We start from the raw sequence: 15815 nt of genomic DNA on the forward strand, positions 1-15815 counted from the left end.
GTTTAGCGGACCAATCGGTATTGTCTCCGCCGGGGGCAAGCTCGGATCAAGGCGTCACTGAGTAAGGCGCTCCGGTCATCGGTCACCCGCAGCGCTGCAAGGGGCTTCATGCGCTTTCGAGCATTCTGGCATTTGGCTCTCGTCCCTTTCGCCGTCGCACTGGCGCCGGCCGGGACAGCTCTCGGCGCTGCCGCGGAGCTGGGCGTCCGCCATCGCATCGATGTGATGATTTCCGCCGAGCCTGATGCTCCCGTCCTGTCGCGCCTCAAGGGCGCCAGGGGCGAGCTGACCTTTACCGTCCGCCTCTCGGCGAACTCCAAGGAGAGCAAGTTCTTCGGCATGCTGCGCCCGTCCTTCCCCGACATCGTCGTTCCCGACGGCCCGGGCAAACCGCTGGTGCAGCAGACCAAACTCTGGGAGGAGGACGTCTGCCATCAGCGCCGCGGCCTGCCGAAGGTTACCGTGACCCAACTCGGCGGGCATTTTGCGCAAGGGGAGGGGCGGATCGAGATTTCCGCCATCAACCGGCACATCGGCGTTCTGGTCCCGCCCGACGAACTAACACCCGGAATAAAACTCGATCAGGGGAGTGATAGCTTTGGATTATTCTATGCGTTCCGCGCGCAGAGCCGGAACAGCCGCCTCAACGTGGATCTGAAGATCTATCCGATCGATTGCTTCCTCTAGGCGCGAGCAAGGCTCGCAAGACATAACGATGCGCCTTTGGCTTCCCAAAATTCGCTGGTCATGGAGCTTGCCCGCGGCCTTCATCCTGTTCTTCGTGGCCGCCGGCGCGCCGTTTCCGTTCGGCTCGACCAATGATCTGTCGATCGCGTTCTGGTGCCTGTGTCTTGGCGTCGCGGTGATCTTCGCGCCGACGCGCGATCTGCGCAGGCCGCATCTCTGGCTGCTTGCGGGCATCGGCGTGATCGTTGCCGCCTATGCCTTCGTGCTGCACGAGCAGCTTTCCGATCATCCCTTCCTCGCGCCGTTCCAGCCGATCTGGAAGCAGGCCTCGGATCTGCTCGGCGTCCCGATCGCCCCGTCGGCGTCGATCGTCAAGAACGAGGCGTTCTTCGCGCTCGGCGCGCCGCTCGCCAACATCCTCGCCATCGTGCTCGGCATTACCGTCGGCGCCGACCGGATGCGCGCGCGCCGCCTGCTCTGGGTGATCGCGATCTCGGGCGCGGCTTATGCCCTTTACGGCGTCGCCTCGTTCCTGATCGAGCCCACCATGATCCTGTGGCGGGACAAGACGGCCTATCTCGGCAGCGTCACCGGCACCTTCATCAACCGCAACACGGCAGCGGCCTATTTCGGCTCGGCTGCGGTGATCTGGATGCTGCTGATCCTGGAGGACGTTCGCCGCCGCCTGCCGGAGCGGCACATCGAATGGCGGCGTCTGTCGCTCGACCTGCGCGCGATCCCGCCAAGACAGATCCTGCCGCAGCTCGCATGCCTGTTGATCTGCCTGATGGCGATGTTCATGACGACCTCGCGCGCCGGCGTCGGGCTGTCGCTGCTCGCGATGATCGTCGCGTTTACGTTATTCCTCCGGAAAGACCTGCCGCCGCGCACCGGCATCTGGATCTCGCTCGGCTCCGGTATCGCCGTCGCGCTCGGCTTGTTGCAGCTTTTGGGCGGCCGAGTCTCCAGCCGCTTCGACAGCAACGGCCTGGTCGACGAGGGCCGCGTCGAGGCCTGGAAATCGACGCTTCGGATCATCGCCGACAATCCCTGGTTCGGCACCGGCATGGGCACCTTCCAATGGGCCTTCCCGCCCTACCGCAGCCCCAACATTTCGATTCGCGGCGTCTGGGATGCCGCGCATTCGACGCCGCTGGAGCTTGCCTCCGAGGTGGGCATCCCGATGGCGCTGCTGGTGGCGCTCAGCTGGGCCATCATGCTGCTGGTGCTGGCGAGGGGCGTGTTCACACGCCGGCGCGACGTCATCATCCCGCTGGCGGCGGCGGCCACCGCGACGCTGTCGCTGCTGCATTCGTGCCTCGACTTCACGCTGCAGGTGCCCGGCTACAGCATTCCGTTCTTTGCGCTTTTCGGCGCGGGCCTGGCGCAGTCCTTCTCGAGCCGAGACGGCCGCCCGGCGGCAGACGCGGTCGCCACCGCACCGCGAGCCGAGGGCCGCTCCGCAACCGCCGCCACAGCGGCGCTTGCGCAGGGCGAGCTTCACAAAAGTGTCTAGATTTGAAGCAGTTGCGCCGTTTACGAAGTCTTTAGAATAAGTGGACAGTCCTTTTCACTTCCGCTAGGTTCCTGCACTGCACAGCCATTTGCCCGGGCCGAGGAAGCAAATCGGGGCAGCTGATTTTTTGGAGGTTGATTTATGGACGTTATCCGCATGGCGCTTCGCATGGCTGCTGCCGCGGCCTTCGCCGCGACCATCACCACCGCCGCCAGCGCCGCGGTTTACCCGCCGCAGCGCCAGCTACCGGCCACTGTCATTTCCGACTTCAAGGCCGCCCCCAACAGCCTGTTGCAGCAATATCCGACCGGCGGCCCGCAGCTGATTTCGCGCGTGCGCGACCTCGGCGCCTCCGACCCGACCACGCTGCCCGGCCTGATCGCGCTGCTCAAGGATCCCGCGACCACCAAGGACCAGATGCGCGCGATCGTCGCCGGCCTCGCCCAGGTCGCCCGCATGGCCGCGCAGAGCGACCAGGCCTTTGCCAATGAGATCCAGACCGCGATCGCCGGCATCGGCAACCCCGAGGTGATCGCCGCCTACCAGGCCGCGACCGGTGACGTCGCGATCGCCGCGACCGGCGGCGGCGGCGGTGGTGGCAGCGGCTCGGGCGGTCCGACCGGCAACAACTTCCCCAACGGCGGCAGTGGCGGCGGCGCCGTCAGGTTCGGCAACAACAACAACGCCAACAATCCGCCCGCTACCGCCGGCGGCGGCGTCGGCGGCACTACCCCCAATCAGGTGAGCTCGCGCTGAGCGCGGATCAGTGAAGTCCTTGTGAACCTCCCTGCAGAGCGGCGCCATCGAGCGCCGCTTTCACGTTCGGATCGTTAACGTTCACGCGAATTCTCGGGTGAAAGCTGCGTTGCGCTGCATCAACGGCGTTCAACTCCAGATGACGCTGTGCTACTTTACATATAGCGACGGAGCAGGGGGCTTTGTTTCCGAAGGCCGCGAGGCAATGGCCAAGCCTCCATGAAGGCTTCCTTTGCTAAAAAGCAAATCGCGGATCGATTTCAGGAACCAATAAATGTTGCAGGTGAACAAGCCGACCTCGGAGATTAATCGGGAGTTCGTTGAGGCCGAAAGTTCGCCGGCGCAAACGTTGAGATCCTACCTCGACACTATCCGGCGGCAGTTCCCAACCATGTTGGCTGTTATGTCGGCTTGCGTTATCTTGGCTCTAGTCTACCTCTTCACCGCCGCCCCCCGGTATGCGGCGACGGCTTCGATGGTAATCGACACTCGCAAGGTGCAGTTGTTTCCGCAGCAATCTGTCGTAGGCGACACTGCGGTTACGTCCGCAATGGTAGAAACTCAAGTTGAAATTTTGAAGTCTGAAAATATCAGCCTTGCAGTCATCCGCGATCTTCATCTGACCGATGATCCCGAGTTCATCGGGAGTGGCGGCGGCTTTATTGGTGCGATTTTTAATACCATTTCCCCCAGCAACCGAGCTTCTTCCGAATTCGAGTCCACGCGCAAGGCACTGGGTAGATTCGAGAGCAGCCGCACGATCAGACGGCTTCCCCTTACATACGTTATGGAAATCGGTTTCACATCTCGCGACCCAGCTAAAGCGGCGCGAATCGCCAACGCGATCGCGGATGCGTATATCGTCGACGAATTGGAATCGAAGTACCAAGCGACACGCCGCGCTAGCGTGTGGTTGCAGGACCGGATCAGAGAGCTGCGTACGCAGGCCTCTACGGCTCAGAAGGCAGTAGTCGACTTTAAGACCGCAAATAACATCGTTGATACTGGCAAGGGGCTGATGAACCAACAGCAGTTAGCTGAGGTGAATAGCCAGCTCATAACGGGCCATACGGCAACAGCGGAAGCAAAAGCCCGAATGGACCGCATCAATGACATTCTCAAGCAAGATATTCCAGACGCGTCGGTCGCCGATGCGCTCAAGAACGACACGATTGTTAAGCTTCGCGGGCAGTACGTGGACATGGCGTCCAAAGAGTCGATTTGGTCCAACAAGTATGGAAGGGATCACCTCGCCGCGGTCAACTTGCGAACGCAGATGGCGGAAATCAAAAAGAACATCATCGACGAGTTGAAGCGGATTCAGCAATCCTACAAAAGCGACTATGATATCGCGCTGACCCGTGAGGAGAGCATCAAAGCGAGCCTCAACAATCTTGTTTCGGAATCGCAGCTGACCAATCAGGCGCAGATCCAACTCCGCGAGCTGGAGAGTAATGCACAGTCATACCAGGCAATGTATGACAACTTCCTTCAGCGCTACATGGAATCAGTGCAGCAGCAATCCTTCCCAATCACAGAGGCTCGGGTCATTAGCGCAGCGACCGCTCCATTAGGCAAGAGTTCTCCCAAAGGGACAGTGGTACTATTGGCTGCTCTTATGGGAGGGCTTATCCTTAGCCTTGGGATAGCAGTAGCACGCGAACTAACCGACAACGTATTTCGAACCACTGGGCAAGTCGAAGAAGTGTTAGGCGCGAGCTGCATTGCGATTTTGCCCGCGCTTAACCCCGCTGGTGTGCCGTCAGTGCTGCGTGGTGCACTTGGGACTAAATTTTTGAAGCAGCAGGATCAGCCAAAGCTCGATCTATTGCGTTACGTGGTCGACAATCCTTTGTCCCGATTTTCGGAGGCCATGCGCACTCTGAAGGTGGCGGTTGATCTCAATTCGATAGTACGCGAGAATCGCGTCCTAGCGGTCACTTCGACTCTTCCAAATGAGGGCAAAAGTACGCTCTCCACCAATCTTGCTCAGCTCATTGCCCATAGCGGCGCCCGAGTAGTTCTAGTGGACGCCGACCTTCGTAACCCGTCGCTCTCCCGTGCGCTTGTGCCGGATGCGCAGGGAGGTCTCGTCGACCTGGTGGCCCACAAGGTTCAGCTCGATGACGTCATCACATTTGATCCGGAGACAAAGCTCGCCATAGTATCCGCGGGCACCACTTCCAAGCTTCTGCATACCAACGAGATCCTCGCGTCCAAGCCGATGCGCGATTTCGTGACGCTGTTACGCTCGAAGTACGACTATGTCGTGCTCGACATGCCGCCGATGGCGCCGGTGGTGGACGTGCGCGTCACAGCGCCCTTCGTCGATTCTTACGTGTTCGTAGTGGAGTGGGGCCGAACAAAAACAGATGTCGTCCGACATAATCTGCGCAGCGCTCCGGAAATTCAGGGCAAGCTCTTGGGCATAGTACTGAACAAGGCTGATACAAAGCTTCTTGCGCGCTATGAATCTTATCATGGCCGTTACTATTATGAGAAATATTACGCGCGTTACGGTTATGTCGAGTGAAGGAAGTCGCCCTCCCCAGAGTGCCGGTAGCATTGTTCGGCCTTGTAGGCCTTGTTTGGTCGCTGCTTGCGATCGTTTCGTTCTGGATGATTTTTGAGGAACGAATTATTTCTGCACAGATCCTTGCGGATGGTCGGTTCAAGCGTGGCGTTCTGGCCGATGCATTGTCCCGCATGGAGGCAAAGTCCCCGCCGTTGCTGCATCCCGATTTTGCGCGGGCCAAAGCTCTCATCACCTTACGCGTCGGTGACGAAGCAGTGGCGGAAGACGTCTCTCTTAAGGGCGCTGCTAAGGCGCAGAGGTTGCGCTCTGCACTGGCTGTGAACCCAGCGGATTCTTTTCTCTGGCTTATGCTTTATTTGGTCGAAGTCGAACGGAACGGCTTCGACGTCTCTAAGCTGCCGTATCTTGAGCAGTCCTATGCAATGGGGCCAAGGGAGGATTGGATCACGGTTCGCCGCAATAGAATTGCGCTTGCGACTTTTGCGATGCTGAGCGATGCGATGCAGGAGAGGGTGGTGTCCGAGTTTGCCGCTCTCGTCGGGAGCGACTTGATTGAAAACGCAGCAGTTAATCTACTCAGCGTGGGGCGGCCCCAGAGAGACCGCTTGCTCGCTAGTCTGAGTTCCACAGACATTATGCTGCGAGAGGCGCTGATGAAGAGGCTCTTGCGCGATGGTGTGAAGGTGAATGTGCCGGGTGTAGTTACTGATGAATGGCCGCGGCAATGACGCCGCGACGGTGCGCTTCACGCTAAACGGGACAACCGATCTGGCCGAGAGAGCAGTCTCATCCAAATATGCCGCGTGGGCGATTCTAACTAATTTACTACGCCTTTAAGGTCCGATAGCGTGCGAAGGTGCCACGTTGTATTTTTGAACGTGATTTTTTGCTGTTTAGAGCTACAAATTTTACTAGTGATCAGCTATCCAATGACGTCCAATTTAGCAAGTGAAGGACGGCCGGTCTCCAAGGTCGTCGATCTGAGCATCTTGAAGATTCTGCACATTATCGGTACGGCCGATCCTAGAAGTGGGGGCCCGATCGAGGGCCTCATTCGCTCATCCGAAGCTTTGGCAAGGCTTGGCCACTTCCGGGAGATAGCGACCCTTGACCATCCTGGGGACTCTTGGGTCAAGGATTTCCCGCTTCCCATTTTCCCGCTCGGCACTCTTCCCGTCCAGGAGAGGCGACGTCTCGATTGGCGACCTTGGGTCCATTACGGTTACACTTCGCGCCTGGTACCCTGGCTGAGAAATCACGTGGGGAACTACGATTTGGTCATCGTCAATGGGCTCTGGAACTATTCCGCCAGCGGCGCCAGCAGGGTGTTGCCCGGCGCGGGAATTCCCTATTTCGTGTTCACGCATGGGATGCTCGATCCCTGGTTCCGAAAAGAATATCCTATCAAGACCGCGTTCAAGCAGGTTTCTTGGTGGCTCAACGAAGGGCCGCTCCTGCGGAACGCCAACGGAGTGCTCTTCACCTGCGAGGAAGAGCGCTTGCTCGCCCGCAAGGCATTCTGGCCGTACCGGCTTCGAGAATTTGTCGTCGGGTACGGCACCACCGACGTAACTGGCGACCGTGACATCCAGGTCACCGCGTTTCGGCAGCGACTGCCCGCGCTCGGAGACCGCAAGTTCTTGCTATTTCTGAGCCGCATTCATCCCAAGAAAGGATGCGATCTACTCGTCGATGCATTTGCCGAGGTTTCGTCCTCAGCGCCCGACCTTGATCTCGTCATCGCTGGACCCGACCAGTCCGGCTGGCTCGGCGAACTAAAGCAGCGAGCTGGCGCTGCGGGCGTCGGCCATCGCATTCACTGGCCCGGGATGCTTGATGGCGACGTTAAATGGGGCGCGTTTCATGGGTGCGAGGCATTTGTGCTTCCCTCTCATCAAGAAAATTTCGGAATCGTCGTAGCCGAAGCACTCGCCTGCGGGAAGCCAGTTCTCATCACCGACAAAGTGAACATATGGAGAGAAATCAAGCAAGATAGGGCAGGGCTTGTGGCCGCGGATGATCCAGCTGGCATTCTTTCCCTCCTGAGGGGATACTTGAGTTTGAGCCTCGACGAGCGGCAGAACATGGCAGCGGCCGGACGACAAGCCTTTCTGAAGCGGTTCGATATCGAGCAGAACGTCCTCTTGCTGCTAGATGCATTGCGCGCTGGGATTTCGCATGGACGTCCTTGACGCCAACAGCACAACGCCCATGGAAGGCGGTCCTAGTTTCTCGCTGAGGAATCGTCTGTTTCGCGTTGCCTGGAACGTTACTTGGAGCCTGCTCGCTTCGTGGACCCCGCCGTTTATGCACGCATGGCGGCGTTTCTTGTTGCGGTCGTTTGGTGCGAAAGTTGCCAGAACCGCTGGAATATATGGCAGCGCTAGGATCTGGTATCCCCCCCATCTGGAGATCGGGGAGCACGCCTACATAGGTCCTCGAGTGAACGTTTATTGCATGGCGAAGATCAGCTTTGGCGAGTATTCGCTGGCGTCGCAGGGAGCGCACATCTGCGCCGGTACTCACGATATCGACGACTTCAACTTCCAGCTAAGGACCAGACCAATTGAGATCGGGGCGCAGGCCTGGATCGCCGCCGAAGCGTTCGTCGGACCCGGCGTCAGAATTGGAGAAGGCGCCGTTCTCGGAGCTCGAGCGTGCGCTTTCCGTGATCTAGAACCTTGGACCGTGTACTCGGGAAATCCGGCTCAACCGCTCAGAAGGCGGAACTATCATCCGCGCGCATCGTCGAAAGCATGTTAATCCGATTTCGAGACATTTCCGATGTGCCGATTGCGGATTTCTGCGTCGTAGGTGCGGGACCGGCCGGCATCGCTCTCGCCTTAGCACTCGCCGATTTTGGGCATTCGGTTCTACTCGTCGAGTCGGGGGAGGAGACGCCGACTCTCTCGACACGCGAACTGACCTGGGCCGAACTTCGAAACAAGCAGACTCACGCCCCGTCGGAAATTGCATCATGTCGAGCCTTTGGCGGTACCTCGTGGTGGTGGGGCGGGAGATGCGTTCCGTTCGACCAAGTCGACTTCGAACATCGCCCTTTTGCGCCGGGAACGGAGTGGCCGCTTTCCTACAATGAGATGACGGGTTGGTACTCCAAAGCAGCTGAATTTCTTAACTGTGGGACAGGCACGTTCGAAAAGGAGCCGGGCGACTGGGCGCAACCTGGCCAGATCTCGATCTCAATTCGTGAACTAGAGCGCTGGACGCCAGATACCAATTTGCAACGCACGTATCTGAAACGTGTCCGTGAGTCACAAGCAATTACGCTTCTGCTCGGCGCGACGTTGACCGACATCCATCTCGATAAGGAGAGCGGGCAAGTTCGAGAGATATCGCTGGCAGACCGAAACAAAGCGACCAAAGCTTCCGTTCGGGTCTGTATCCTGGCCTGCGGTGGACTTGAAACCACTCGGATCATGCTCCTCTTGAAACGAAAGTACTCGACTATTCTCCCCAGCGCTGATGCCGTCCTTGGAAAATTCTACATGGGCCATATCTCCGGCAAGATCGCCGATGTGGTGTTTTCCGAACCAGAATTGATCGATGAATTCGACTTCTTTACCGAAAACGGTCATTTTGCTCGTCGTCGCTTCACGCTGAGCAAAGAGACACTAAAGCGACAGGAGCTCCTGAACATCGCGTTCTGGACGGACAATCCTCCCTTCCACGATGCGAGCCATGGTAGTGGGATTCTATCCGCAGTGTGGCTTATGCTCGCGACGCCGTGCATTGGCCGTCGCTTGGTTTCAGAAGGTGTTCGGGTCAGTCATGTTGGCCCTGGCCCCTACACGATCAAAAGTCACCTCATTAATATCGTTCGATCCCCCACCTCAGTGCTTTCCTCGGCGATGCTGCTGCTCCACGAGCGCTACCTTTCGTCGCCTCGCAAGCCTGGATTTCTGGTTCGAAACAAAGGTGGACGATACGCCCTACACTATCATGCGGAGCAATTGCCTACAAAGAATTCGTACGTAACGCTGTCCGACGAATTGGACCCGCTCGGCGTGCCTCGTTTGGCGATCGATTTCAACTACTCCGAGCTGGATGCGCGGTCGGTCGTTCGAGCACATCGAATCTTGGATCAATTTCTTCGAAGTTCAAGAGCCGGATATTTGGCTTATCGAGCCGCTCAAGAGGAACTCGTCACTCGCGTCATGGAGCAAGCCTCCGATGGCTATCACCAACTCGGAACGACGCGTATGGGCCGCGATCCTGCTTCGGGGATCGTCGATGAAAATTGCAAGGTTCACGGAACACGCAATCTCTTCCTGTTAAGTGGCAGTGTGTTTCCATCGTCCGGTCAAGCCAACCCGACATTTCTGATCGTAGCGCTCGCGTTCCGGCTCGCCTCACACTTGGCGGCAGCATCCAACACGCTCGCGGCAAGATCGGTTCACGCAGCGGTATAGGTTTCTCAATGCGCACCGTCTATCACCCGACCCTCAAGCGTGGCGTCTCTGTACTCGGATTCGGATGCGCGTCATTAGGATCCCGGATTTCTCGATGCGAAGGTATGCGATCGCTTGGACGAGCGTACGAGTTGGGGGTCAACTGGTTCGACGTCGCTCCACCATATGGGGACGGACAGGCGGAATCCATATTGGGATCTTTCCTTGGTGGCGGCCGCCGAGATCATGCTGTTATTTGCACAAAGGTTGGAATTGCTCGGCCCGAGATCTCGACCGTGAAAAGAGTTTTGCGGCCCCCCGCGCGCTGGGCTGTTCACGCGTTTCCAGGCCTCCGAAAACAGATCTCCCGAGCTCGTTCGGTTGGCTCGCGGCCGCCGCTTGAGCCTGCGACCATTCGAAAGTCATTAGAGGACAGCCTTCGACGGCTGAAGACCGACTATGTAGATGTACTCGCGCTGCACGAGCCACGCATCGAGGACTGCACAAATACGAAGGTCATTGAAGAATTGGAAAATCTCCGAAGGGAAGGGCTCGCAAGAGCAATATCTATCGCCGGATCTGTTGATGCGATTCTGGTGGGTGCCAAGTTCTCGAGAACATTCGACGGCGCTCAATTTCCGAATAGTCCGTTTTCCCGAAATATTGACGAGATTTGCAAGGTCGATGTTCTTGAGCGCCTCTTTCTAGTGACGCATAGTGTTTTCGATCCACAGGTTACAAGTCGCCTTGTCCAATTGCTGGAAAGCAAGGCCGGCCTACCCGAAATTGAGAAATCGCCGACCAAGCTTCTGATCGACTACGCACTAACCAAAAACTCTGCTGGCACTGTGGTGTTATCCATGTACTCCAGTAGACACATTATCGAAAATTGCATGAGAGCCTCGCGGGAGATTGATCCGAGCTTGTTGGATTTGGTCGACAGCCTTGTTTCGTCCACCGACAACAACTGCAACTCGACTGGCTGAGTTTCCCCGATGGCCGACCTAGCTGTCATTATCCTGACCTACAATGAGTCAATCCATCTCGAGCGAGCGCTACGGCACATCAAACATCTCGCTAACGAGATATTCGTCATCGACTCCTTTTCCACTGACAACACGATCGAAATTGCGAAATCGCACGGTGCGACCGTCCTTCAGAACAGATTTGTCAACTACGCTAAGCAGTTCCAGTGGGCCCTGGAGAATGCTCCCATTATGTCGAGCTGGATCATGCGGCTCGATGCGGATGAGATCATCGAACCCGATCTTTCGACCGAGATTAATGAGAAGTTGCCCTCACTGCCGTTGGATGTCACCGGTATAAATCTACGTCGGAAGCTTATTTTCATGAATCGCACGATCAAGTATGGCGGACGCGGAGTTTTAGTGCTCCTGCGCATTTGGCGTCGGGGTCATGCCGAAATAGAAGACAGGTGGATGGATGAGCATATGATTGTGCGCGAGGGAAGAACCGTGACTTTCCTTGGCGGTTTTTCCGATTACAATTTGAACAATTTGACCTTCTTTACGGAGAAGCATAACAAATACGCCACGCGTGAGGCTATCGATGTCCTCAATCAGCGACTGTGCTTCATGCCTAGACCGGAGCGCATGTTAATTGAGAAAAGCTCGCTTCAAGCGGCCGCCAAACGTTACGTAAAGGAAGAAATATACAACAAGATTCCCTTCCAGATCAGCTCCGTCGCGTACTTTTTGTATCGCTACATCGTTAGGCTGGGCTTTCTCGACGGAAAGGAGGGCCTCATCTACCACGTACTGCAGGGCTTCTGGTATCGCTTCTTGGTGGGAGCAAAGATTCAGGAACTCAGCAGCTCGGTCGATGACTTACGAGAGCCGGAAGCAATTAGGGAGAGACTGCACCGAATTACCGGGCTTACCTTGAAGTAACTTCTCTGGGCTGCACTCCGATGTGTTATTCCGACCGTTTGGTATTGTTCGAGTGTGAACTAGTAAGTTCGCTTTGGCGAGTGCCGCCTTGTGTATCTCGGCGGCTTGGAATCCGACTTATGAAATACTGGCCTGACTTCGCGCCGCTGAGTAGCCACCAGTACGCATTCGGTAGGCCGAAGGACTGCTTGGACTAATCAGGCGGCCAGCGTCGGATGTTCTTTGCATCCGGACGAGCGCGATCAGGTTTTCGATAGTGTGTGAACTCCAAGACGGTCTGTAACAGGTTGAAGCGGCGGCTCAATAACTAGTACGAACAAAGGGAGGGCAGTCGCCGTCGATCTTGCAAGGTAACGGATTGCTAAGTTCGAGGCGTCCGATAGTCCCGCTCAAAGACGATATGCGCGTTAGCGTTGCTCCACCGATTTGAAGCCAGTCTGGAACGAAAGGAAGTAAGTCCCCTGCCCGAACCCATTGAAAAGGAACTGCTAGCTCAGCCAACGAAGATCGAACCGACGCATGGCTTGAGCCATCATCGCCAAATATCTTCGTGCACTTGGAACTAGGGTAGTAGCGCCGCGCTACAGAAAAAACGAGACTTCCCTCATTCGTCGCGAAAACGCCGTCAGTGGTATAGCTCTGTCCATGGTCCGTCGTGCGCAGTCCAGTTAAACGGCGCAAGGTTATACTTGTGCTCGACGCATCCATACGCGAGATGGCTCTTACGTAGTAAACATCCCGACTGTGAGTATCATTTACGACGTCACCTGGCCCTAATAAGATACCTTCAACGGGGCCCTTGCCGAATCCAGGAAGGGCCGAACGCGAGATCGTGAATGATACCTCCGACCCTCTCCAACGAACCTCGTTCAGCGAGTATTTCTTACGGTCTATCTCGAAAGTAGGTGCACGCGGGATTGAGAAAACCTGATGACCATCGTGAAGTCGCTCAGCCCACCAAGGGAGATATGTGGGTTCTCCGTTCACGTTGGCGGCCGCAAAAACCGGAAAGTCTCCCGGTCCCATGCTGTACGCCCCAGCTAAGTTTGATCCTTGGATGGGGAGTTCCGAATGCTGAAGCATCACACGAGAATGGCCTGATGCCATGAACCCATTTGTAAACGCCTTCGCGATGATGCCGCTTACATGGCTAACGTCAGCCGCCCCGCCGGCGAGAAGTTGCATTGCCGCAACATCTCGCAACTCGACAGAGCAGTCGAACTGATGAAGTCCAAAGCCACCGAGAAACAAACAGCTACGAAAAACAGCTTTGCCGCGGGAGCCGGCGAGCAACACCTTGGGTGAAAATTCCTGTCGTTTAACGGAAAATTGAAATTTACAGTGGTCAAAAGTAATAGTTCCGCTCAACCGGCTTTCGGAAGGCAGAAAAGATCCTAACGAATGGATGCTCTCTCCATAGCAGCCTAAGAAAATTGGAGAGCTTCCGCCTTGCGGCAATCGCCCTCCGACGTCGATATCTAGCAGCAAAGCGACGTTGTCGAAAGAGCAACCGGAAATAACTCCCATCCAGGCGCCTCGTCCATTGCCAAAATTTACGCCGTCTAGTGCGGTGTGGCAAAAATGGATTCTGCAATTTTCAATATTGTTACACCGAGCATCGGATTGAGTCAGCGCAACACCCGTAACATTGTAAGAAATATCGCAGTCGCGTATCGTTAGGAAATCGCCATTTGATGCGTCGGGCACGTGGCTCGGTTGTACGATGATGCCAACACCAAAACCGTTAATTTGACAATCCTCGATAAAGACGTGTGACGAGAAGTTCTTTTCGTACTGCGTGGTAATTCCTGAATATGCCGGGTAGTGAACAGGAGGATAGCTAAATTTGCCCGGCTTGCCAGCATATGCGTCTATGGCGATACCGGCATATGGGGCGGTCCGATTGTTTGCCAAAAACTGGACGGAGTCGCCAAACCAAGATGCGCGATTTGTTCTATCGGGGATAAGATCATACTTACTGGTGAGGTAATCGTGGTTCACGCCCCGCAACGCCAAACGGCGTATGTGGACACGTCGGCCACCTTGCACATTTATGCATGGACTATCATGGAATGAAGGTTCAATCAGCGAGTTTGTGGCTTCTCGTCCAGTGGCGTGCTGGAACGTTTCGCCAAGCAGCGTAAGGGTCGAAAATCGGTTGCCATAGCCAATGTGAAGAGTCTTGCGGACGCGATAGCGCCCAGCAGGTAGCAACACCGTACCCGGAACCGCAGGTTCGTAAATCGCGCAGTCAATTGCCATCTGTATCGCTTCAGTATCATCTGCGATACCGTCTCCGACGGCCCCGAACTCGCGAACATCGATGTAACTATTGATAACCAGTTGCCAAAGCCCGCCGACGGCATCTGTTATCGCAGGTATGAATTGTGAGACTCTTTCCGCGCGTCGAAAATATCTCGGTTGATGACCTCCAGCTGCTATAGCGACGAGCTCGACCCCTCTTGGCACCGCGGCTCGCCTCAATGCCTGATCGTCAGCAAAAATAGTTACACTTGACGACTGGGCAGACTTTGCCCAGGCGGTAGCGCTTGGCCGCGCGGCTAACCCAGACGTAGCAAGCCGCATCAGGACACGACGGCTAAACAAGCCCTTCATCTGTTGCCCATAACTTCTCTTGCTGGTGGCAAGCTCGGAGCCTTGCGTCTGTTCGTAGTTGCGGAACCAGTAAAAAACCTATTCAGAGCTACGAGTACCGCAATGAAAGGAAGCTGACCTAGAAGCTCGCCCAGCGCTTCGAAGAGACTTGGCGGCACTTTCTTCACGGATAGTACAACGAAAAGGACCGAGTATAACCATTGCATGGCGGTGCCGCCACTACCCAAGAGCCGAGCCAAGAATGCGAAGAGTATTCCTGTCAACATGCCGTTGATGGGGATCCATAGCCAACCTCCCTCTCGGTATGCGACCAAGCCGCCGAACGCGGTGAGGCTTCCTGTTCCGCCGATCAGTGTGCTCCATGCCCAGACAGACAATTCGGTGTCCATTGTGCCATCAGTGCTCAAAAGAAACGGCTTCTCACCTATGAGTAGCTTTGGGAAGGGGATCAAGAAGACGCTGCTATAATACGTGAGTCCGGGGGGCGCTGAGCCGTCAATATGGGGCTTCATTCGAATAGTTACGTTAATAAGATCAGCGCGATCGACAATTGAGCGAAGGCCTTTTTCAAACGGATTGTCGCCTATCGAATAGCCAGTAATCGCTCCCTGACCTGTGATGCTACTTCGCTCGGTGCGCAATTCCCGCAAATAGATAGCGAAAGGGCTGAAAAACAAGAATGCAACAATTGCCGCAACTAAGAGACGTAGTGCGCGCTTCCTCTGTCTAGTCATGTATAAATTGACCAGCAGCATCATTACTGGCGTAAGGGCAACGAGGCGTTGGCCCAGGCCGGCGCTCATAACCAGCGCTACAAGGAACATTGAGCCCAATATGATGAGCTGTGCAAAACTTTGGTCTCGCCAAGTCGTTGCAACTAGTGTTGCCAGTAGCGCTAGACTAAGGCCGCCGAAAGCAGCAATAATTGCAAAGAAGGGAGACCGTTCCCGAAAATAGGCTTCGAAATCGGTAGCGGCGTAGCTCGTTATGTCCTGGGTCGAGATGTAGGTGACGAATACCGCGAACGCAGAAACACCGAAGAAAATGCGGTGTCGCTTGAGAAAGCTGTCGACCAGACTTAGTTCCGCTGGGCGCACTGTTTTGAAATACTTTCGTCCTAACGATGACCCAGCGACGACCCCGATCAGAAACAGTGTGTGTATAAGAAGTGCGACGAAGATGTCCTCGTCCGAAAAGCGATCTAGATTGGCGAGGCGCTCAAATAGCACAGGCAATACGAAATACCCAATTGAAAATAGAGCTATGACTCCAAGCTGGCAGTCGAGCACATGATTGCTGCCGAGCATGCGCAAGATGAGATAGGAGCACAATGACAAATGGACAAGCGCGAGTAGTGTCGCCATCTCTATGTCCCTTTCTGTTGA

General features: G+C 56.0%; 11 protein-coding genes. 9 read left to right on the plus strand and 2 right to left on the minus strand.

Features of this window, described 5'->3' with window-relative positions; all coding sequences use genetic code 11:
- Positions 1-108: 108 nt before the first annotated feature.
- The 9 genes from I6F09_RS15165 (at position 109) to I6F09_RS15210 (ending at position 11814) form a co-directional block, all read left to right on the plus strand.
- Positions 109-687, plus strand: coding sequence for a hypothetical protein (locus tag I6F09_RS15165; protein WP_225188409.1), 579 nt, complete (start codon positions 109-111; stop codon positions 685-687).
- Between the two features lie 28 nt (positions 688-715).
- On the plus strand, positions 716-2203 hold the full coding sequence (locus I6F09_RS15170) for an O-antigen ligase family protein (protein WP_225188410.1): 1488 nt from the start codon (positions 716-718) through the stop codon (positions 2201-2203).
- Between the two features lie 141 nt (positions 2204-2344).
- The gene (locus I6F09_RS15175) at positions 2345-2959 is read left to right on the plus strand and encodes a hypothetical protein (RefSeq protein WP_225188411.1); all 615 of its coding nucleotides are present in this window, start codon (positions 2345-2347) and stop codon (positions 2957-2959) included.
- A 274-nt stretch (positions 2960-3233) separates the two neighbouring features.
- Positions 3234-5492 carry a polysaccharide biosynthesis tyrosine autokinase gene (locus tag I6F09_RS15180; RefSeq protein ID WP_225188412.1) on the plus strand — a complete coding sequence of 753 codons (2259 nt, stop codon included), beginning with the start codon at positions 3234-3236 and terminating at the stop codon, positions 5490-5492.
- Positions 5489-6223 carry a hypothetical protein gene (locus I6F09_RS15185; protein ID WP_225188413.1) on the plus strand — a complete coding sequence of 245 codons (735 nt, stop codon included), beginning with the start codon at positions 5489-5491 and terminating at the stop codon, positions 6221-6223. Before I6F09_RS15180 ends, I6F09_RS15185 begins: the two co-directional genes overlap by 4 nt.
- A gap of 201 nt (positions 6224-6424) precedes the next feature.
- Positions 6425-7687: a glycosyltransferase gene (locus tag I6F09_RS15190; protein ID WP_225188493.1), complete on the plus strand. Its 1263-nt coding sequence runs from the start codon at positions 6425-6427 to the stop codon at positions 7685-7687.
- A 489-nt stretch (positions 7688-8176) separates the two neighbouring features.
- Complete coding sequence (locus I6F09_RS15200) at positions 8177-9925, plus strand: GMC oxidoreductase (protein ID WP_225188415.1); 1749 nt, start codon at positions 8177-8179, stop codon at positions 9923-9925.
- A gap of 8 nt (positions 9926-9933) precedes the next feature.
- Positions 9934-10890: an aldo/keto reductase gene (locus I6F09_RS15205; RefSeq protein WP_225188416.1), complete on the plus strand. Its 957-nt coding sequence runs from the start codon at positions 9934-9936 to the stop codon at positions 10888-10890.
- Between the two features lie 9 nt (positions 10891-10899).
- Positions 10900-11814 carry a glycosyltransferase family 2 protein gene (locus I6F09_RS15210; RefSeq protein ID WP_225188417.1) on the plus strand — a complete coding sequence of 305 codons (915 nt, stop codon included), beginning with the start codon at positions 10900-10902 and terminating at the stop codon, positions 11812-11814.
- A 300-nt stretch (positions 11815-12114) separates the two neighbouring features.
- Here the strand turns inward: I6F09_RS15210 and I6F09_RS15215 are convergent, their stop codons facing one another.
- Entirely contained in the window at positions 12115-14430 is a 2316-nt protein-coding gene (locus I6F09_RS15215; protein ID WP_225188418.1) for a glycosyl hydrolase family 28-related protein, read from the minus strand.
- Complete coding sequence (wzy, locus tag I6F09_RS15220) at positions 14427-15794, minus strand: O-antigen polysaccharide polymerase Wzy (RefSeq protein ID WP_225188419.1); 1368 nt, start codon at positions 15792-15794, stop codon at positions 14427-14429. Before wzy ends, I6F09_RS15215 begins: the two co-directional genes overlap by 4 nt.
- Positions 15795-15815: the final 21 nt, after the last annotated feature.

Origin of the sequence: Bradyrhizobium sp. IC3195 (genome assembly GCF_020193585.1) — a bacterium.
In the GTDB taxonomy this organism is placed as follows: domain Bacteria; phylum Pseudomonadota; class Alphaproteobacteria; order Rhizobiales; family Xanthobacteraceae; genus Bradyrhizobium; species Bradyrhizobium yuanmingense.